The following is a 21,459-nucleotide window of genomic DNA, read 5'->3' as shown; positions in this document are numbered from 1 at the left end:
ATCATCACATCTTCTTTTAAATATTTTAGTAGCTTTATATATAAACATAAAACCCAACTAATCAGATTAGTTGAGTTTAGTGTAAAATACCTTACTACTATCTTACTTTAAACATTCTAAAATATCACTTACTAAAATCTTTGTACCAGGAGTGTAATACGTGTCATTCGATAAAGCTTATTATCATCCCATTCATCAGGGGACAATTCTTTGATTGTATTGAAAAATGCACAAAAAATCGCTATGTACCTATTGGAACATAGCGATTTTCGTACGAGAGGATCATTTCATCAGCTATTGGAAGTGTAGTTTTTTCTAAAGTAAATGTTCTCCATTGGGGGGAGTTTATATGAACCTCTATGAAGAGGAATGTTTAGAAAGCTCAAGTACAAATATTACTGTATTTTATTTAAGTTTGTTTTTTTACTTCTTATTCTGATCTGCATCAAATTGGCATATTGCTCCCGAGTGTACCTATTCGTGCTAGTTAAATAGCTTATTCCTTCTCTTTTACCGCTTGTTTGCTTACTGAACTACTCACTTTACTTTTATCTCTTAATTCCAAGAGCTTCATCAAGTTGTTTTTTTTGCTTTTTCTTTCGTTAATGTACCTGCTTCTGCTTGGCTGAAAATTTCTTGTACTTTTTCTTTTGAAATCTCATCTAAGTTAGTTGGTTTACTTACTGTTTTTTTATCTACCTTCATTCCAAGAGCTTCATCAAGTTGTTTTATTGCTTCATCTATCGTTAATGTACCTGCCTCTACTTGGTTGAAAATTTCTTGTACTTTTTCTTTTGAAATCTCATCTAAGTTTGCTGGTTTACTTACTAGTTTTTTATCTCCCTTCATTCCAAGAGCTTCATCAAGTTGTTTTGTTGTTTCTTCTTTCGTTAATGTACCTGCTTCTGCTGGATTGAAAATTTCTTGTACTTTTTCTTTTGAAATCTCATCTATGTTTGCTGGTTTACTTACTAGTTTTTTGTCTCCTTTCATTCCAAGAGCTTCATCAAGTTGTTCTGTTGCTTCTTCTTTCGTTAATGTCCCTGCTTCTGCTTGGTTGAAAATTTCTTGTACTTTTTCTTTAGAAATCTCATCTAAGTTCGCTGGTTTACTTACTAGTTTTTTATCTCCCTTCATTCCAAGAGCTTCATCAAGTTGTATTGTTGCTTCTTCTTTCGCTAATGTACCTGCTTCTACTTGGTTGAAAATTTCTTGTACTTTTTCTTTAGATATCTCATCTAAGTTAGATTGTATACTTACTATTTTTTTAACTACCTTCATTCTAAGAGCTTCATCAAGTTGATTTATTGCTTCCTCTTTCGTTAATATACCTGCTTTTACTTGGTTAAAAATTTCTCGAACTTTTTCTTTAGAAATCTCATCTAAGTTAGATGGTTTACTAACTTGCCCTTTCACAAATTCACTACCTCCAATAATTTCGGTTGGGACTTCGGCAGCAAACGCAGCTCCAAAAGTTGAAAGCGCAAATACAGCACCTAAAGTTGTAGCAGCCAATTTCTTTCTCTTTTTCATAGTTTTTAATCTCCTTTTAAAGTAATTTGTCTTACAGTCTTGATTGTATAGGCGTTATCTGTAGTTACTGTGAAGACTATCTGAATATTACCTGGAGATTTTGGGGTATCTGGAGTAATTTCCCGAAAACATTTTATCTCTGTGCAGTAAACCATCGTAGATTGGCGTTCCAATATTATTCAATTTTCTACTGAAAGTCCATCTGCCATTTTTCCATATTTTTATCATATTCTTAGCATCATAAAGCCGCAAAAGGGCCAAAAGCACACGTAATGACTTAACCATTTTCTTCAACGAATCCACCATTTTTGGTTTTAATTCTGAATTATTCTTTGCAACAGGCTGATTATCCAGTAAAGGTGGATAACATCAAATTAAATAAATTGCTAGTTGAAGTGTTAATTGTTTTTTATGATGATGTCAATAAAGCACAGATCCAACCATCAATCCTTATTCCAGAGGATGAAATTTTTATTAATAACCTGACTAAGCGCCGTGTGAGACATTAAATCTCACGCGGCTTTTTTTGCATTTTTATGAATGTAATCGTCAAATAACGCCCACCTATTTTTCCGGGGCGCTATTGTTACGCTATCTAGGGTCCCGTCAGAAAGATACGGATTTACAACGTTAAGGAAAGAATGGTTACCAAACGACGCTTCAGGCACTTTAACCCCTCTTTTCGACAGCATAGTCAAATTTCCTCCACCTAGCATAAACGCATACACAGGCAAAAGAATATAATGTACATAAATTATTAAAAAATGTATTAGGAGGGACATTTTTGTGGATTCCATGTAAAGAAGGCTGTTCTTGCGAACGTTGTAAACCAGGTGTGATGAGAGCAGTAGAAATGTGTACTGTACCTATAGCAGCACCTCCACCAACATATGCAAACTTTTTCCAAACAGACTTTGTAACACTTGCCACTAATCAGCCTATGCCTTGGAATCGTATGGGGCAAACTGCTGGGATAACTTTAGACCCCGATACAGTAACTATCAGGGTTACTCAGGCAGGTGTGTATTACATTGATTATCATGTGAGCGGAAATTTTTCGTCAGGCGGGACTGGTAACACTACAATAGCTACAGCAATATTCGTTAATGATGCCGAAGTCAACCCTATCCAAACTAGATACGGTGCCGATAACAACGAAACAGATAGAAGTGAGTGCGAACCAATCTCAGGAGGAACAATTATATTTATCCCAGCGGATGGAACTGTTCAGTTAAGGAATGTAAGTCCAAGTTTCCGTACTTGCGACGGAGGGCTTTTAGCTGCTTCAATCAATTTGATTAAAATAAATTAATCATGCGAAAAGTTGATTGTCTTTAAGAAAAATCGACTTTTTTAAAAACTCCTTTCTCCTACTTATATAAACCCATAAGAAGCCGTATAAGTCTTTTTAAGGTGTTGACCTTAATTAACTTCAGGCATTCCTATAAAGCCCATTCCATAATCTAATAACGCTCTATACTAAAAATCCCCTACAAAGAATAGTTCATCCTTGTAGGGGGGTTTTATTATTAATGGGTAACACTTGGCGAGTTAAATTAAATGTGTTTCCATAGTTATCTATGAAACTACGTTTAAAACCTTCCATGTCGACCATTGATTCATGTTTTCAGCATTCCCTTAATTACGTTACTTTGCGAGGCGTAAAAAAGAGAAAACCCCGCTTTAAATGAAAATTAGATGCGTCATAACATAATGTTTCCTCCACCTCGCATAAACGCATACACAGGCAAAAGAATATAATGTACATAAATTATTAAAAAATGTATTAGGAGGGACATTTTTGTGGATTCCATGTAATGAAGGCTGTTCTTGTGAACGTTGTAAACCAGGTGTGATGAAAGCAACAGAAATGTGTACTATACCTATAGCAGCACCTCCACCAACATATGCAAACTTTTTCCAAACAGATTTTGTAACGCTTGCCACTAATCAACCTATGCCTTGGAATCGTATGGGGCAAGCTGCTGGGATAACTTTAGACCCAGATACAGTGACTATCAGGGTTACTCAGGCTGGTGTGTATTACATTAATTACCATGTGAACGGAAATTATTCGGATGGTGGAACTGGTAACATGTTAATAATTACAGCAATATTCGTTAATAATGCCGAAGTCAACCCTAACCAAACTAGATATGGTTCTTTAAACAGCGAAACAGATAGAAGTGAGTGCCAACCAATCTCTGGAGGAACAATTATATTTATCCCAGCGGATGGAACTGTTCAATTAAGGAATGTAAATCAAAGCTTCCGTACTTGTGATGGAGGGGCTTTTGTAGCTGCTTCAATCAATTTGATTAAAATAAACTAATCATACGAAGGGTTGATTGTCTTTAAGAAAATCGACCTTTTTTAATTTATAAAAGTCAGTATGACCCATCACTTTTTCCTAATTTCTCGCACTCTTCTATTCTTGGATTTTTCTTTAAATATTTACTTATTTCTCTGCCTCTTGCTATTTACGAAAACGAATATATTGCCTTTACATACTATATTTGCACCAACTGCAACGCCTTCTTAACCTCCTGAACATCTTTTGCTAATACGCCCTTCACATTGGCTCCAAACCATTCCAGTGAGGCATCTATCTTCATGTTTGAATCTACTTCTGCTAGGAATTCACCATAATCAACTGCACCTTCAAATAATGGAACCATCCCTTCTCTAGACCCTGCTGCGGCATAAACATTGTTTGGAGCAAAAACATCAAGTTGTGCACGTGAGGCAATATTTTTAAAGTGAAAATGTGAGATATAAGGACGAAGTTGCTTCATGGCGACAATAGGGTCCGTCCCTGATTCCCATATATGTAAAACGTCAAAGTTCACTCGTAGGCTTGAGTGATTCGTTTCTTCGAGTAACTGCATTGTTGAAGGTAGATTATCTGTCAATGTGTTCGGATGAGTTTCAACAAGCAAATATTGTCCTTTTGACTCAAGATAATCACAGAGCATTTTAAGTCTGAAAATAAGTTCTTCCCTTTCTTTTGTACTCGTGTCTGAGCTGCCCTTTTTTCCTACAAATGTCCGAATCTTATTCGTTCCCCAGCGCCTTGCAAGGGAAGATAACCTCTCTGTTTCAGCCATCATCTCAGATACTGGTGCTTCTAATGGCAAATAATCACTAAGCATGCTCGTTTCCAAACCGTAGGAGCTTAGCCAATCTGCTCCATAATGAAGTTCATCTGCCAAGTTCTTTGCATGAACACCCCAGAGCTCTATTCCTTGGAAACCTTGCGTTTTTGCAAATTGAGCTAATTGGTCAATCGAGTGGAGATGGTGCCGAAACGAGATTGTACAGATAGATAGTTTCATAAAATAACCTCTTTCTTGTGCTGTAATGTTAACCATGCTTCAAAACATTCTTGTAATCCTTGCTTAATCTTGAACTCAAGAAGATTTTGTTCTTCTAACTTCACAAAAATATCTTCCGCTACTAACAAATCTTGCGTCATCGCAAGCTTCATCGCTCGATACTGAATCGTTGTATAGCCATTCACTAGACGCTCAATGTCATCACACCATGTGTCAAAGCCTTCCTCTTCGCGGCCAAGTGCTTCCCAAAAAAATGCAAAGGCATGCTCATATGCATACTTTCTAATCGCTATAACCGGCAATTGTTTTAATGCAGTCGGAAGTTTTGACATATTTTCTTTTTCTTTTCCTGAAATATACTCTTTCATAATTTCGGTAATGGCATCTGTCAACGGATTACAATGAAGCATTATACATGTATTAAAATAGGCTTCAACGGTCTCTGTAGTTGGCGCAATAATCGTCTCTGCATCAAAGTAATAGCCACCTTCGACAGTTGGCTCTTGGATTGCAGCTAAAATTCTCTCCTTCGGTAAAATCCCTTCCCAGCGAAAATCAGGGTCATACATAAACCATTCTTCTTCATTTTCTGTCGATTCTAGCATCACATAATGAGGGAATGGACGTTGATGAAATTTATTCTCTCGCTCTGGAAGCATCGATAAATCCAGCATTACCATCACATGTTGATGTGGAGATTTATTCTCTAATAACCTTAGCAGTTTGTTTGTATTTTCTTGTTTTGATTGCTTTTCGTCATACCATTTGTAAAGCTTGATTCCATAGAGCATTTCATACCATGTTTGAAAGAAATGGTGATCAATTTGATCAGAGTGGTATGCTAGCACTCCGTTATCGAGCACATCAAAATCTGCGTCCCATACCCCAAAATAGTAGGGTCTATGATCGACGCCTTTCGTTTTCTTAATAACCTCACAAACACAGCTTACAAAACAATGAACTTTTATCATTTTAGCCTCCGATTATTCTACCTTTTGCTGTTTTTCTAAAAAACTTGCTAGTGTTCCTACTGTTTTGAAATCTTTCGGAACGAGAACCTCATCGGGAATGGAAATGCCAAGATCCAACTCTATATGAAGAATCAGTTGAAGGACCATAATTGAATCCATATACAAATCTTCATTTAATCGGGCATCTTCATTAAAAGAGGATAGTGTCTGCAACTCTAATGAATTTTCCATAATATCATAGATGCTCTTGATCAATTGCTGTCGCGTCATACTGGTATGCCTCCAAGTTTTTTTCTACTTACTTTTCCGTTAGGCAGCTTTTCAATTTCATGAACAAACACAAACTCCATCGGAATTTGATGTGGCGCGAGAAATTTCCGGCACCATTCCCTAAGTTCCATATTATCGATTGGTTCACTAGACACATATTGTGCGCATACTCGCTCTCCTGATAAGTTGTCTTGTTTCTTATATACGACAGCTTCCACTATTCTTGGGTCATCCATTAACACGGTTTCAACTTCATGCGGATACACATTCAAGCCTGCTACATTAATTGTGTCATCTATTCTTGCAAGAAAAGAAAGAACATGATCTTCTATATAGCCAAGATCTTTCGTATAAATCGTTTGTGTAGACGATTCAATGATAATTTCGCTCGGTGTTTGTTTGTTACCAGCTGTCACCTTCACATGAGGAAGGGGGTAACCCATTTCTTTCGGATCTTCTACATTAGGGTGAATTGCAATACACCCAGATTCAGAGCATCCATACTGCTGTAGTACTTGACGTGATTTCTCTCTTAACGATGTCAACCAGCTATGCGGCATCACAGTTCCTGACGTCATCACACGATCAAATTGTTGATCAATCGGTAATAATCTACTTAATGTATAAAGTAACGCTGGAGCCCCATAAAGTATGTGGTTAGGATATTCTTTTAGCATTTTCAACATATATTTAGGGTTACTATTCGTAATAATAACCGGCTTTGCTCCCCTTCTTATGCAAGCCAAAACACCACAAATGAATCCATAAGAATGAGTGACCGGACAAGCAACAATAGAATTTGTTAAGGAATCGACAGGTAATGTCTTCACATAACTTTCAATCTCTTCTTCCACTGAACTCCACGTTCGTTCAATACATTTAGGAGTTCCCGTTGTACCTGAGCTCATTTGAACTAATACGCCTTCTTGGTTGTTGGAATGATTTGATAATTCGATGAAAGAATCGATTGATTGGAACAACAAAAGATGACTACGTGCTGAAGAAGCAAGCCGTATAGATCCCTCTTTTGGCGTCGCAGGATGGATTGGGACAACTGATCCACCTTTTTCGCGAATGTATAAACAAAGAGCTATATATTGGAAAGTATCATCCGTACAAATAGCTAGTCTGCGATTGTTACACTCCCTTAGATGAGGTAAGCTTTCATATAGTTCAAATTGTTTATCGATATTTTCTACTGTATACAATTGATCATTGACATAAAACATCATCATTTCCCCTTTTCATCCGCTTGCGCCAACGTATTGTTGACGAAATGTCGAAAATTACCTTCTTCTTTATTTTGAACTTTCTTTGTTAGCAAAGATTCAACATAAATAGGTGTGCTAGTATGCTGAAGCTGTTCATTTCTAGAGCGTAATGATGGAAAACGTTCAAAGTGCTTCTGTATTCCGTTCTTAACTAGACTCCAAAAACGTGTTTCTGCAAATCCATACTGCTCTTCTAGCAAATAAGATAGTTCACTTAAATGAAACACGAATAGTGTATCCATCGCTAACTCTCGTAAAGCCTCTACAGAAGACATCCAATAATATTGATCGACAGGTGCATCTTTAAAACGTTCGTGTATCGTTTCAAAGTTTGGAACGAGGCTTCTGTCTGCAATAAATTCTTCCATATATTCGATACTGTCATGGAAATCCCTCAGTACAACTCGAGTTGGCCACCCATTTCGATGTAATAAAATCATATTTTGCGCATGTGCCTCAACAGCAATACCGTGAGCGACAAGCAAGTGCCACACAGGAATAACACTCACTTCGATCAAGCGTTTTACCCACTCCTCCGTTCCATATCGGCAAAGCCAATCATCAATAAATGGACGCCCATCTAACTCCATCATCATTAATACCGTAAACGGTACCGCTTCCTCTTCATCCTTCATATACAAGCGCACACTTTCTCGCCATATGGAGCCAAGCTGACCTTCTAGTTTGCTGCTATGTTTTTTTGCATTCGGTTCAAAAATAATCCCTGCATATTCTTCCAGTACAATAAGAGACGCTTCCTTATGTAAATAGTCGTCTAATTGAATCACCTGTTTAAGCCATGCTGAAATATGAGGAGCGGCACAAACAGCATGAGCATGTAACTTTCGTAATGAAGAGGTATTCACCATATTCATCGAGCATTTTAATTGCGCCTTTTTTGGATTTGAAAAATTCCATAATGTTCGCACTGATTGGGTTGCCCTATAGTCATCTCCTTTCACAGTTAGAGGTATTAGATCTTTTTGCTCCATTAATCCAGCTAGTTCATGCATCATGTTATGCCATTGCCAAGGATGAACCGGTAAGAACGTATACTCTTCAAATGTTCTATCCAATACCGCAAGCGTTGTAAGAAGGTCTTCCCACAGCAAATGCCCTAGCTCTTTTTTCCAAAAGTTCTCTTCTTCTTCAAGAACCGTGATTCGAACGTAGCTTCTTCTTACCGCAACCCATTGAAGAGTAAAAGATTGCTTTGCCTCAGGGCCATAGTCTTTATGGTCGTCGATCGTAAAACCGGTTCTGGATTTAAAACAAGGATGATATGGATGTCCTTCAATGATTTCTGATTCTAATTCCTCATAGCTCGAATTTCTTCTCGACATCGGCATTTGGAGATGATGATCATTCCATTCACATAGCTTACTCGTCAAATGAAGTTCTTTCAGTAACCGAACTTTGTCTTTACGAGTCGAAAGTAATTCATCTACTAGGTCCTCAAGACTTGCTTCTAGTAACGTTTCATCTTTCCCTATGCAAAAAATACTATCTCCCTGTATTCGGATGCGATCAAATGCCATTCTTCTGCCTTCACAACGATAGGTGCACTTCTGTCCAACAAGCGTAAAAATTGAGGTCCATTTATCTAAACGTGTTTCTTCATAGTTGATTAGTCCTTCAAAAATCATTGCTTCTACAAGCTGCCGCCTTACACGTAGCTCTCCTTGTTTAGAAGCTAAAGGCTGTAGCTGTTGCATATTCTGCCTCCTCATGCTGAAGAACAAACGGATTTGGAATTTTCGTGTATACCGCTTGTTCAAGTTCGGCTTCTAGTTCGTCTACATCATGAAACCTTGTTAATAAATTTGCCTTGAACGCAAGCTCTTCTTGTTTTAGAATGTTACGAATGAATGCCTTCCCGAAACCTGTAAATTCTTTTTCTAATAATTGCAGTTGATCGATAGACCACTTCAAAAGAATTTTTTCATCAATGAGCTGATCTGCTCCAAAGCGGGAAATAACGGGAAACAATTGATTCATAAACAAATAGTATGTAAATCTATCATGAATAAGGGCATCTTCGTAAAATAGCTCAGCTGTTTCTTGTAAAGAAGGCTCTATTGAAAGAAGGACTTCTTTATATGTTTTTGATAAGTAATAACCTTGGTTATCACGATAATAATAAGTAGTGGGATAACCAGAAGAAATGTTTAACAGACTGTTTTGCTGGTGTGCTTCAAGAGCAATCCCATGTTCATCGTATAATCTTAATAATGATTCAATAGCACATGTCCAATAGTCTTTAAACCAGGCTAAACTTACACTCTCTATTGAGCGGAATTCTGATTGAGAGATTTTCATAATGAGCTGACACAGTTTTGATTTTTCGTTTGGCAAGGGCTCTTGCACAAGAGTAGCGATCATGCATATTCCTTCATCATGCCCTTTAGGAAATACGTTTGAGCGAAAAATAACCTCAAACCCTGATTCCGTCTGATTTGGGAACTCTACAGTCATATAGGCTGGATCATCAATCATCCGGAAAGATGGATGGTTCTGTAAGAAATCAATCTTATTCATTAACCGAGCCATAACAATTCCAGCTTTGAGTTCATGCGTTCTATTTACCCTCAATGAATTTGTTATTTTTACAGGAATTGAAAACTTATACATCATTTCTTCATTTGAGCTATATACCGTTCTTATCGAAGAGGTTGCTGTATAAAATGCCCCAAGCGCACCTTCGTATTTTATCAATCCTTCGGCAATCGCTTCTTTTACATATTGTTGTTGTAAAAGCCACTGTGCTTGAAGCGGGTGCATCGGAATGAGGCAATCCTTCTCTGACATAACAAAATCCGATTGTGATTTTGTTAAAGACTGAGAAATAAGTTCACTCGCACTTTTTTCTAATACAGAGGACTCTTTGACAATTTTACGGTCGACACGAAAATAGTGAAGTTGGAAAGAACCTTGTAACTCTGGCGCAAAACTCGTTTGTTGCCAATCGGCCATCCCTTGTCTGCTTTTAGGTGTCGGATGAAGCCAATGACCAAGTAAGTTAGACTGCTCAGCTTCAATAAACGTACAGTTAGCTCCATTTTGTTTCTTACCTTCCAAACTCTTTTCAATATAATTGGCCATCGTTTGATAGCTCTCTATTATACGAAGAATGAGTTCATCAAAATGGGAGGAAAGTCCAAGACATCCATCCGCCTTAGCCATTAAATGTAGTTCCTGAATAAGCGTGATGAGTATCGTTAATTTATCTTCAACAAGCCATTGTTTTTGTTTCGCACAATACTTCAACGAAACACCAAATAAATGTCTTCCAACAAGAGATTTGTATTCCATGCCAAATGCAAAACGTGTGTTTTGGATCGGCAACTCAATCTCTAATATATGTGCCTCTGTAATCAAGATAGATAGTCGCTGTTCTTTTATCCACTCTTCTTTTCTGACCCAATGTCCGCTACTCACCTCTCGTATATAACAATTCATAAACGCCTGAAACGTTGCATTTTCTGCAATCTGTTTAGCTATCTGTTGCATGTAATTAATCATCCTTTCACAAAGCCTTCGCCTTCCCAAATGATAATAATTATCACTCACTGATAAAAAAATTAGTCTCCCTAATTAGAAAGACTGATGATAAGAAGCGAATGGGCACAAATGTGTTGCTAACAACAAATGATAATGATTATCACTTTCAGTTACATATTATAGGAAAGATGGAAATGACTCAACTGTCTAAAGACCTATATGGCAATATAAACCATCGAAATAGGTAAAAGTGTAGAAGTAGACGTCGTTTCTTGTATGACATGTGCAAGTTTATTAATATATGGCTCGGTATGACGCTAAAATATTACAAAGAGCTAGAAAAAGAATCGTACGATTTGGAAAAGGTCTGTATGTTAATAATGTTCATAGTTATTGATGTGATAATTTTATGACGTTACTTCGTTTTCATCGTTACTAAGATTTATGTCCATAAACTTTCACGTGTAATTGCAATATACAAAAACCCTTTCTTATCAACGAAAGGGTTAAAAATTATAAATATGTACATATATATTTATAGAGATAAAGTCACACGCAGAAATGACCATCTGAACATCTTGCTGCTTCAATAAACTATTAATGATTTTTAGCTGTTTTCTTGCTGTACTTAATGCAAATTCGCCGGGATAATGGAAAGTTCTCCATCTGCCATTTTCCCATCTTTTTATCATAATCCTTAGCATCAAGAAGCTCTAAATCACACTAGAAAACGTCAAAAAATTTCACATGCAAAAATTATTTGACGTTTTTTTATTAAATTTCATTTAGTTAATAGAATAGATGCCAAAATAGGCAAAGTATCAACGTATATAGAGCCCCTCAGTATTAGCTATCTTTTCAAATAGATCAAGATTATTTTCGCTATAAATGATAAATGCTAATCCATTCCCTCTAAATACAATATTTTTCTCCGGTATAATAAAGAATACATCAAGATGATCCGAAACAGCTAATTTAATGAGAGAAATTAACATAGAAAACTCATCAATGTTGATTAAATTTGATTCTTCACGATTTTTTTGTATTATTTCATTCCATTCTTTCTCGTAGAATTTATAATACATTGTATCTTTATACAAAGTTACTGGTACATCATAGAAAGCATAAAATTCAGTTGATCCTAACCATATCATTTCAAAAAATTTCTCGAATTTTTCTAAGCTTTTGAAATACGAATAAAAATCCTGAGTTTTTTGTTGAAAATCTTTACTTTCCAATTTATCAAAGAATACTTCTACTTGACTAAACTTTTCATTACTTTTTATTTGATAAGGGTAAATATCAAGTATTTTAACATTCTCATACTCACAAAGTTGATTTAGTAATTCATCTAATCTTTTACTATCTCTATTTTTAGCCTCTATGCAAATACTATTCACTAAATCTTCTAATGACATGCGATATGCCTTCTTTCATTTTTCAAATAATTAACGGACATTGTTTTTTCTAATACCAACACTTGGTCATAGATCTCTGTTATTTCATATATAATTAAACCCTATATTTTACAATAAATAAAAGAATCCATTTTGAAAAAAACTAGATCGCAATGGATTCTTCTTTAAAAGGTTTAATTAGCGGGGTTTTCTTCATCCCCACTAATTATTAGTTGAACGAATCGGGCTTTTACGGTGAGTTTATCTCTCACCTAACTTCTTTGCTTTTGCCGAATTTTGAGGTGGAGGTATTACTGCCCGTTAAAGCGGGATATAATTGTTTAATCATTTTTTACAGCGTTATCGTTTTTGTTGCAACTGTTTGTTGAAATGCTTGATCATGCTCAACAAACACCATTGTCGGATTAAATTTTAGAATAAGCTCTTCAATCTGCATGCGTGAATAAATATCAATAAAATTTAACGGTTCATCCCAAATATAGATATGCGCTTTTTCACATAAACTTTTGGCGATAAGCAGCTTTTTCTTTTGTCCACCTGAATAATGAGAAATATCTTTCTCAAATTGAATTCGGTCAAAGTCCATCTTACGTAGAATGGATTTAAATAACGTTTCATCAATCCCATGCTCCTCAATAAAGTCAGATAACATTCCCTTCAAATGAGAAGTATCTTGTTGGACGTAGGAAATAATGAGTCCTGAACCTGCATACATCGAGCCCGTATGCTGTATCGGATCTCCTTGAATGAGTTTGAGTATACTACTTTTCCCGCTTCCATTCTTTCCATCAAGCACAATTCGGTCACCTTGTTCAAGTTTAAAGCTAATTGGCTTATTCACTATTTGGTTATCGTACTGAACAGACACGTCGGCCAAAACAATCAATTCATTTGAATGAAACGTCAATGACTCTAATTTTAATGACTCGGTTTTTTCCACATTTTTTAGCAGTTTTGACTTTTCCTCAATAGCTTTTTGTTGCCTTGATTCAAGGTTTTTTGCTCTCTTCATCATCTTCGCTGCTTTATGTCCTACAAAACCTTTGTCTAACTTAGAGCCTGAATTCGTTGTTCCATTTTTGGAAGCTTCCACTTGATTAGACCAACCGGAAGTACGCTTTGAAGACTGTTTTAATCTCCCAATGTCTTTTTGTAGACGCTCATTAGTTGCCTCTTCATGTTCTTGCTGTCGATCAAAATTCAACTTCCAAGAAGAATAGTTACCACTTTGAACTTCAATATTTGCCCTATTTATAGATAAAATATGGTCAACGCAGCCATCTAAAAAGTTTCGGTCATGTGAAATTAATATAAACCCTTTTTTCTTCCTTAAATATGCAGAGACCATCTTTCTTGCTTCGGTGTCTAGATGGTTGGTTGGCTCATCAATTAATAAAAACTGCCCCTCCGTTAAAAAAAGTGCAGCAAGCAACACCTTGGTCTGTTCTCCGTTTGACAATGTTTTAAAAGGTCGATACATGACCTCGGCATCAACGTCTAAATAGGATATTTCACGAAGAATTTCCCAATCCTCTGCTTGGGGGCAAATTTCTTCCATGATTTCATGGGTATACTTGTTTTTATCCGAAACTGGATAAGGGAAATAATTAAACTCGACCGAAGAATTGATTTTCCCACTATACTCATAATTCCCTAATAATAAATGAAAGAATGTTGTTTTTCCTCGTCCATTTCTACCGATAAACCCAAGTTTCCAATCCGTATCTATTTGAAAGCTTACATTTTCAAAAATATTGTCAAAGCTGCTTGGATAAGAAAAAGTTAAATTTTGAACTTGTATCATTGACATGATAATTCCTCCTTTGTATAGCTATACTTTTTACTTTTTATACAAAGTCGGCATATCCATCCATTTTAAATTTCTCCGTAAAAGTTTGATGGATATTAACGACTTATACGGAGCATTACATGCGTAACAATTGTATCTGAATCGCTCATTTCCCTCTCCCCTTATCGATTAGATTGTTTATGAGAGCATAAAAAATCCTCCCAATTAGTAATTGGAAGGATTAGTCTTTCACTTATATTAAATAAGTGTTCTTTTTTGTCATAGGAAACATGACAAATAAAACGTAAACTGATTTATAAAAATGGACAGACTAATCCTATATTTTGTAATTTGAAGTTTGAAGTTGTTCGTTTCAAATAAAAATATAGTTTAGTTAATCATCGTCCATTCATCAGTCCTCTCATAATTTGTATTTTTATTTTACCAAATTTTTTTATGAAATACAATTCAGCATCATTTTCATGTCAAATTACTGTTTGTTGCCTTTTGGTAATACCCATACAACTGACCACAAGCAGCATCAATATCAATGCCAAATTAACTTCTAATGGTCATATTAATACCGGACGATTTCTTATAAAACTTCACAAAATGGCACTCCTATTAATCTATTCACTTTAGCTCTTTAATACTATACCTTACTAAAGAACACCTCACCCTTTATCTTTGATACTTAAAAAATGCTAATCCATGCAAAAATTTGTTTATATTGACCCACAGATGTTTCGTATCCAAGGACTATTTGATACTACTTGCACCTACTAATTGTTGACATTTTTGTGAATAGTGCTAGTATTAAAAATTAATTGAATATAAATAACTTATCCGCTAGGGGTGCCTTTGTAAAGGCTGAGATTGAAGTGTGACTTCGGGACTCTATGAACCTGACCTGGTTAATACCAGCGTAGGGAAGTGGTATACGGAAATTTGTCCTTTTCATCTCCAGCCACTTTCTTTACCAAAAAGAAAGTGGCTTTTTTGCATCCTACATTTGGAAGGCGGATAAATCTTAAAGAGGTGACCCCTATTAACTTATTATCAAAAGCAATTCATCTCATTTCTAATGGAAAAATGCCAATGGAACAACTAAGTGAAATTTTAGCAGACATCCATCCATATGCCGACGCTATCCATTTGCGTGAAAAACAAATGACCGCAAAAAAATTATTTGAAGCAGTCAATATGCTTTCCCGAGTTGGCGTTCCGTTATCCAAAATAATCATCAATGACCGGGTGGATGTTGCCGTTGTTACAGGTGTGAAAGGAGTCCAACTAGCCTATCACAGTTTGGATGTATCTATGATTAAAACCAACTTTCCTCAATTGACGGTTGGTTGTTCCATCCACTCAGTTGAAGAAGGAAAAAAGGTTCAACGCTTGGGAGCCGACTATGTGATATATGGTCATATTTTTTCTACCCAATCAAAGACAGGATTGGAACCAAGGGGTTTAGAGGAATTAATAAAGCTTACTAGTTCACTGGATATTCCTGTTATCGCTATCGGCGGTATTGCTCCTGAAAATACTAAACAGGTGATAAACAGCGGGGCCGACGGTATTGCTATGATGTCGGGCGTATTAAACGCCGATGATCCATTAGCTGTAATAAAAGCCTACCAAAAAGAAGTTAAAATGGAGATGTGTTGAGTGAAAAATACATTTGATGTTGCAATTATCGGAGGAGGAATTAATGGCTCTTCCATTGCCTATCAACTTTCTAAACTTGGAAAAAAAGTCATCATTCTTGAAAAAGGAACTTTGGCCTGCGAAGCCTCCAGTGCAGCAGCAGGTATGCTGGCAGCACAAGCGGAAATGGAACACGACGGTCCATTTTTCCAATTGGCATTAAAAAGCCAGGCTATGTTCCCCTCCATCACCAACGAATTACTTGAATATACGGGGATCGATATCGAATTTGTGAATAAAGGCATGTTAAAAATTGCGGAAACGGAAGAATTAGCTTCAGAGGTAAAAAGTCAGGTATTATTCCAGCAGAACTGGGATTCCGGCATCCAATGGCTCGATGCAACACAAGTAAGAGAAATGGAACCTGCATTAGCACCAACTGTTGCCGGTGCTATGTTCCTTCCAAATGATGCCCATGTTCAGCCTGCAAAATTATCACTTGCCTTCGCAAAAGCAGCAGAGTATTTTGGTACAGAAATCCGTGAAAATACAGAGGTCCTTTCTTTTATTTATAAAAATGGCGTTGTCAAAGGAGTATACACATCAACGGGAGCCGTCTATTGTGAACAAGTCGTTGTCGCTACCGGTGCCTGGGCTGCCAATTTAATGAAAAATACAGGGATCAACATAACCGTTTATCCTGTAAAAGGAGAATGCTTTTCTGTAAAGCCGAATAAGCCGATCGTTCACAGATCGATTTTTTCAGATAAACGCTGTTATTTTGTTCCTAAGCGAAATGGTGAAATTTACATTGGGGCCACTGTCGTGGAAAATACGTTTGATAAACAAGTAACGGCTGGTGGAATTTCTACCTTGATTGAACAAGCCGTTAAGCTGATTCCCCAGCTGAAAGATGCCCCTTGGGAACGGGTCTGGGCAGGATTAAGGCCGCAGACAGATGATGGTTTTCCCTATATCGGCGAGCATCCTGATATTAAAGGGCTATTTGTAGCTGCCGGACACTATCGAAACGGAATTCTATTAAGCCCACTTACCGGCAAACTCACAGCCCAATTGCTTACAGGTCAAGTGGAAAATGAGCAGTTTCTTGCTGCGTTTCGCATTGATCGATCTCAAATATTGATTCGTTAGGAGGACAGATCTTGGAAGTGATACTAAATGGAGAAAAATTGAAGTTATCAGAGGAAATTGTGTACGTTTCGGATCTGCTCGAATATTACAAACTGCTAGATAAAGTAGTTGTAATTGAGGTAAATGGAGAGATTCTGAACAAAGTTGATCATCAGGAAACCCGGCTCTCTGACCGGGATCGCATTGAAATTGTACATTTTGTTGGAGGCGGATAATTATGTTAAAAATAGGTCCTTATTCATTTCAATCCCGTTTGCTACTTGGAACAGGAAAATACCCTAATTTTGATATCCAAAAGCAGGCTGTTGCTGAATCGGAGGCAGAAATCCTGACATTTGCCGTTCGGAGAATGAATATCTTTGAAGCGAACCAGCCAAATTTTTTAGAAAAGCTTGATACTAAAAAATTTACTTTATTGCCAAATACAGCAGGAGCCAAAAACGCAGTCGAGGCCGTCCGCATTGCAAAGCTTGCAAAAGCATCCGGCCTTTGCGATATGATTAAAGTAGAGGTTATTGGATGTGACAAAACATTGCTTCCTGACCCTATTGAAACGTTAACAGCAACAGAAGAATTAATAAAGGAAGGGTTTATTGTTCTTCCGTACACATCAGATGATGTTGTTTTAGCCAGAAAGTTGCAGGAATTAGGCTGTCATGCCGTAATGCCAGGAGCCTCACCGATTGGTTCCGGACGGGGAATCATTAACCCGGTTAACTTGAGTTTTATCATTGAACAAGCAACGGTGCCAGTTATTGTCGATGCTGGTATCGGCTCTCCTGCTGATGCAGCAATGGCAATGGAGCTGGGTGCTGATGGAGTTTTATTAAACACAGCTGTATCTGCAGCAAAAGATCCTGTCAAGATGGCAAAAGCTATGAAACTTGCCATTGAAGCCGGACGCCTTGGCTTTGAAGCTGGTAGAATCCCGAAGAAACGTACTGCCGCAGCGAGCAGTCCTTTGGAAGGGATGAGTATTGGGTGAATAATCGCTATTCACGACAGGAATTATTTGCACCAATTGGGGAATCCGGACAGCAAAAAATTTCATCTAAACATGCATTCATTGTTGGAGCTGGAGCGCTGGGAACAACAAATGCTGAAGCACTAGTCCGCGCGGGAATAGGTAAACTGACGATTGTGGACCGAGATTATGTGGAATGGTCAAACCTGCAGCGTCAACAGCTATACTCTGAAGATGATGCAAAAAACCGGATGCCCAAAGCGATCGCAGCAAAAAAGCGCCTGGAGGCCATCAATTCAACAGTAACGGTCGAAGCAATAGTAGCGGATGCGTCAGTGTTTGAGCTGGAAGAATGGGCAAAACAGGCCGATCTCATGATTGATGCGACCGATAACTTTGAAACAAGAATGATGATGAATGATGTCTCGCAAAAATACTCAGTACCTTGGATCTATGGCGCTTGTGTGGGGAGCTATGGCATTACATATACGATCATTCCTGAAAAAAACCCTTGTCTTTCATGTTTGTTGGAAACAGTCCCAATCGGAGGTTTAACGTGCGATACCGCGGGAATCATCGGACCTGCCGTGCAAATGGTTACTGCCCATCAGATAAGTGAAGCTTTAAAAATATTAGTGGATGATACAGCATCATTACGGAATAAGTTAATATCCTTTGATCTTTGGAAAAACCAATATAGTGCGATAAAAGTGGATAAGATGAAAAAAGATGATTGCCCATCGTGCGGGAACAATCGGACATATCCCCACCTATCCTTTGAAAATCAAACAAAAACAGCTGTTCTATGTGGAAGGGATTCTGTTCAAATCCGGCCTTCCGCGAAAGAAAAACGTGATTTAGCCGAACTGGAAAAAGTCTTTTTGCAGCAAGGCGGAAATGTTCAACGAAACCCTTATCTGTTATCTTATCGTGTCGATGATCACCGTTTAGTAATTTTTAAAGACGGGCGGGTTTTAGTCCATGGAACAAAAGATATTGCGGAAGCGAAAACATTGTATCATCGATATTTAGGATAAAAATTTAAACATACTAATCTTAGTATGTTTCGTTCGTTTATGCCTTAAATACTTTTAAAGCACCTGTTCAACTTGTTATTCCAAGCATTTAACAATTTTCCCAAGTTCTAATCTCTTCCCTCCGAAAAAGAGTTCGAATTTATTTAAAATATTCTTTCTTAACAAAACAAAGAGCCACATAAAAATGTGACTCTTTGTGTTGTTAATGTCCCCGATGTAATCTAATGGCCGAATTTCGCTAAGAACGGGATTCGTTTCGTTAGTCTATTATAAATATTGAATAGGATTTGTACGTCCGGCTCCAATTTTTTAGAAGACTTAATAATGACTAAGCTTGCCCCAAATGACAGAAGGGCTCCGCCAATCACGTCAGCGGGATAATGAACGCCGACATAGAGACGGGAAATACCTACTAAATGTGGTACTAATTGATGACCACTATATGTGATAAATGGTCGTGGATGATAGTAGACCAAATGAATGGCGTTTAAACCCAATCCAAGTAAACATGTAAAGACAATGTATATAGCAGTATATGTTTTTCTACCCTTTTTTCTTTGTTTGCAGTAAACCATAAATATAAAATAAATACGATTACGACATAAGGAACGTTATCGGTGATGAAAATCATCCCTTGTCCAGAAAAGGATAGCGCCCCGCTATATCATTAATCCATTGAAATAATCCATAATTCATTTAGTAAATCTTGCATTTAATTTCTTGGCGTTCATTTTGTCATGTACTGTCTTTCAGGTGATCAATGCTCAAAAATCATAATCCCAGTTGAATACCTACATACCTCATAAATGACGTCATTATTAGCCTCATAGTCATAGTTTCCCATAAATCAATAAACAACAAACAAAACGACGAAATCTACAACAATAATTCTCAGGCTAGAAAATATTATTGTAAGCTAGCAAAAATCAGTATAAAGATGATAAAATATTCTCATAAAGGGGGCTTTCAAATATGGGGAAATTAAGCAAAAGGAACATTCTGTGGATTGTGCCAATCGGGATTTTAGGGGTATTCTGGTATTTTTACGGTCCACAAAAGGACATTACAGATAATGAATATATTACATATGTTAAAAACTATTCATTCGAAAATAGTAATAAGACGTTAGAATCTGGCTTTGCCAACGCTTGTAAAAATCCATATTGGGTATATTTTGAAACTCAAAAAGGACAGGACGTTGTAGAATTTAAAGGAGATTGTCCTGTCAATAAAAAACCTGCAAAAGTAAATGTTCAATTTTTAGTTGATCGGGATATGACAAATGTGAGATACGGTGCAATGCTCGTCGAGAATAAAATGCAGGAGGAAGCGGATCGAGACAAATTCATGCTCGCATTAGTTGGCGAATAAAAAGATATAAGCTCTCGTTTGAAAAACGAACGAGAGCTTCTTTTTATCGAATCGATGGATAGCTGTACTTTACCGTCGGATAGTTCATCAGAAAGAACCCTTTTTTATGATCATTTCACAGCTTTCCAAATGGTCCATCTATCCTTTTCCACTATAGAACTCTCAGTTGTAATAGTCTGATCAATGTAGTTCACTAAATCATTTAATTCTTCATCGTCTAATTCGTGTAAAATACTTCTACCTGTTCTTGCCCGTAAATCGTTTAACAATTGCTCTTTCTGTTCATACACATTTCTTGTTTCCCATAACTTTACTTCTGTAATCTCGTTAAAACCAATTTCCTTAAGGGTCTCAACGACTAGCTCACTACTATGTCTCCGTTTAATTTCTTGTACCTTTAATTTTGGAAAACGTTCAAAGAAATAGCCTCTAATATGGCAGTCATCTCCCTTAAGAAGACAATCTTCAGGTGTCCGATCTTGGATAATGTAGACCCCTTCATCCCCCAAAATTCTATATGCCTCTTGAAAACAAGCCTTTACATCTTGGATATGATGTATTAACGCTCGTTCCAGTACTAATTGAAAGCTGTCATCATCTAATCCTGTTGCCAAAGCATTTCCTTGCTTGAAAGTTATATGATGATATTGTTTACAATTTTCTGTCGCTCCAACGAGCATAGCATGTGAAAAATCCACACCGATTACAGAAGTTACGCCCATATCGGCTAATGCTTTAGCGTAAATCCCTCCGCCACAGCCAATATCTGCAGCCTTATTAATGCTCGTTATAGGGACAAGTTCTCTCATTGTTTCAATCCATGAATGGTCAGCATGCCGAGTTGTATAAGTAGTTTGATTGTCCTTATTATGAAAATCAATTCCCATCTTCATCACTCTTTTCTGTTTTTAATACCAATCTCTCTGGATATTCTTGCTAATACAATTTTACACCCTTTAGATACATAAGTAAAATCAATACTAATTATAAATCACCATAAGTTATCGTTATCAAAATGACCATTGATTAAAATCACTATCATGTGTTTTCTTACTTTCTTCAAAAACGACATTCAGTGCAAGTCCCCCCTCTAGACATAAACAAATACTATAACATGTTAATATTCACCAGAATAAATCTATTTACAAAGGGTTACTAAAAATGTAATATTACACCACAAGTGAATGATATTCGTAAAAA

18 protein-coding genes, 1 pseudogene and 1 riboswitch are annotated in these 21,459 nt (G+C 36.9%); of the genes and pseudogenes, 8 read left to right on the top strand and 11 right to left on the bottom strand.

Going from position 1 to position 21,459, the window contains the following annotated elements:
- Window positions 1-573: 573 nt before the first annotated feature.
- Window positions 574-1,533 carry a hypothetical protein gene (locus ABE34_RS13520; protein ID WP_197143075.1) on the bottom strand — a complete coding sequence of 320 codons (960 nt, stop codon included), beginning with the start codon at window positions 1,531-1,533 and terminating at the stop codon, window positions 574-576.
- A 784-nt stretch (window positions 1,534-2,317) separates the two neighbouring features.
- Here ABE34_RS13520 and ABE34_RS13510 point away from each other — a divergent pair.
- Both ABE34_RS13510 and ABE34_RS13505 read left to right on the top strand, forming a co-directional pair.
- Window positions 2,318-2,845 (top strand): hypothetical protein, encoded by a 528-nt coding sequence (locus ABE34_RS13510; protein ID WP_197143073.1) that lies wholly within the window; start codon window positions 2,318-2,320, stop codon window positions 2,843-2,845.
- Window positions 2,846-3,334: 489 nt separating this feature from the next.
- On the top strand, window positions 3,335-3,865 hold the full coding sequence (locus tag ABE34_RS13505; protein WP_197143072.1) for a hypothetical protein: 531 nt from the start codon (window positions 3,335-3,337) through the stop codon (window positions 3,863-3,865).
- Window positions 3,866-4,043: 178 nt separating this feature from the next.
- On the opposite strand, the gene ABE34_RS13500 is transcribed toward ABE34_RS13505, so the two are convergent.
- The 8 genes from ABE34_RS13500 to ABE34_RS13465 form a co-directional block, all read right to left on the bottom strand.
- Complete coding sequence (locus ABE34_RS13500) at window positions 4,044-4,868, bottom strand: sugar phosphate isomerase/epimerase family protein (RefSeq protein WP_197143071.1); 825 nt, start codon at window positions 4,866-4,868, stop codon at window positions 4,044-4,046.
- Complete coding sequence (locus tag ABE34_RS13495; protein ID WP_197143070.1) at window positions 4,865-5,839, bottom strand: DUF6005 family protein; 975 nt, start codon at window positions 5,837-5,839, stop codon at window positions 4,865-4,867. Before ABE34_RS13495 ends, ABE34_RS13500 begins: the two co-directional genes overlap by 4 nt.
- Before the next feature lie 12 nt (window positions 5,840-5,851).
- Window positions 5,852-6,109, bottom strand: coding sequence for a petrobactin biosynthesis protein AsbD (gene asbD / locus ABE34_RS13490; RefSeq protein WP_049666019.1), 258 nt, complete (start codon window positions 6,107-6,109; stop codon window positions 5,852-5,854).
- Window positions 6,106-7,344 (bottom strand): AMP-binding protein, encoded by a 1,239-nt coding sequence (locus ABE34_RS13485; RefSeq protein WP_241747106.1) that lies wholly within the window; start codon window positions 7,342-7,344, stop codon window positions 6,106-6,108. The genes asbD and ABE34_RS13485 overlap by 4 nt, the downstream gene beginning before the upstream one ends.
- Complete coding sequence (locus ABE34_RS13480; RefSeq protein ID WP_197143069.1) at window positions 7,341-9,095, bottom strand: IucA/IucC family protein; 1,755 nt, start codon at window positions 9,093-9,095, stop codon at window positions 7,341-7,343. Before ABE34_RS13480 ends, ABE34_RS13485 begins: the two co-directional genes overlap by 4 nt.
- Window positions 9,067-10,890 carry an IucA/IucC family protein gene (locus tag ABE34_RS13475; protein WP_197143068.1) on the bottom strand — a complete coding sequence of 608 codons (1,824 nt, stop codon included), beginning with the start codon at window positions 10,888-10,890 and terminating at the stop codon, window positions 9,067-9,069. The genes ABE34_RS13480 and ABE34_RS13475 overlap by 29 nt, the downstream gene beginning before the upstream one ends.
- A gap of 812 nt (window positions 10,891-11,702) precedes the next feature.
- Entirely contained in the window at window positions 11,703-12,299 is a 597-nt protein-coding gene (locus tag ABE34_RS13470) for a hypothetical protein (protein ID WP_197143067.1), read from the bottom strand.
- A gap of 331 nt (window positions 12,300-12,630) precedes the next feature.
- Complete coding sequence (locus ABE34_RS13465; protein WP_197143066.1) at window positions 12,631-14,109, bottom strand: Lsa family ABC-F type ribosomal protection protein; 1,479 nt, start codon at window positions 14,107-14,109, stop codon at window positions 12,631-12,633.
- 820 nt (window positions 14,110-14,929) lie between these two features.
- Window positions 14,930-15,037: riboswitch (TPP riboswitch) on the top strand.
- Window positions 15,038-15,135: 98 nt separating this feature from the next.
- Here ABE34_RS13465 and tenI point away from each other — a divergent pair.
- The 5 genes from tenI to ABE34_RS13435 are packed head-to-tail and all read left to right on the top strand — an operon-like array spanning window position 15,136 to window position 18,888.
- Entirely contained in the window at window positions 15,136-15,756 is a 621-nt protein-coding gene (gene tenI, locus ABE34_RS13455; protein WP_346655563.1) for a thiazole tautomerase TenI, read from the top strand.
- The gene (gene thiO / locus ABE34_RS13450; RefSeq protein ID WP_197143065.1) at window positions 15,757-16,887 is read left to right on the top strand and encodes a glycine oxidase ThiO; all 1,131 of its coding nucleotides are present in this window, start codon (window positions 15,757-15,759) and stop codon (window positions 16,885-16,887) included.
- A gap of 17 nt (window positions 16,888-16,904) precedes the next feature.
- Entirely contained in the window at window positions 16,905-17,102 is a 198-nt protein-coding gene (gene thiS, locus ABE34_RS13445) for a sulfur carrier protein ThiS (protein WP_346655562.1), read from the top strand.
- A gap of 2 nt (window positions 17,103-17,104) precedes the next feature.
- Window positions 17,105-17,872, top strand: a complete 768-nt coding sequence (locus ABE34_RS13440; RefSeq protein ID WP_197143063.1) for a thiazole synthase — start codon at window positions 17,105-17,107, stop codon at window positions 17,870-17,872.
- The gene (locus ABE34_RS13435; RefSeq protein ID WP_197143062.1) at window positions 17,869-18,888 is read left to right on the top strand and encodes a MoeB/ThiF family adenylyltransferase; all 1,020 of its coding nucleotides are present in this window, start codon (window positions 17,869-17,871) and stop codon (window positions 18,886-18,888) included. The genes ABE34_RS13440 and ABE34_RS13435 overlap by 4 nt, the downstream gene beginning before the upstream one ends.
- A 221-nt stretch (window positions 18,889-19,109) precedes the next feature.
- On the opposite strand, the pseudogene ABE34_RS13430 reads toward ABE34_RS13435, so the two are convergent.
- Window positions 19,110-19,584: pseudogene (locus ABE34_RS13430) on the bottom strand (phosphatase PAP2 family protein).
- A gap of 276 nt (window positions 19,585-19,860) precedes the next feature.
- Here ABE34_RS13430 and ABE34_RS13425 point away from each other — a divergent pair.
- The gene (locus ABE34_RS13425; RefSeq protein ID WP_197143061.1) at window positions 19,861-20,259 is read left to right on the top strand and encodes a glucosamine 6-phosphate synthetase; all 399 of its coding nucleotides are present in this window, start codon (window positions 19,861-19,863) and stop codon (window positions 20,257-20,259) included.
- Window positions 20,260-20,369: 110 nt separating this feature from the next.
- On the opposite strand, the gene ABE34_RS13420 is transcribed toward ABE34_RS13425, so the two are convergent.
- Entirely contained in the window at window positions 20,370-21,146 is a 777-nt protein-coding gene (locus tag ABE34_RS13420) for a class I SAM-dependent methyltransferase (protein ID WP_197143060.1), read from the bottom strand.
- Window positions 21,147-21,459: the final 313 nt, after the last annotated feature.

The sequence above is a fragment of the Lysinibacillus sphaericus genome (assembly GCF_015844675.1).
Classification (GTDB): Bacteria; Bacillota; Bacilli; order Bacillales_A; family Planococcaceae; genus Lysinibacillus; species Lysinibacillus sphaericus_E.
This window is presented reverse-complemented; position numbering and strand designations above follow the sequence as displayed.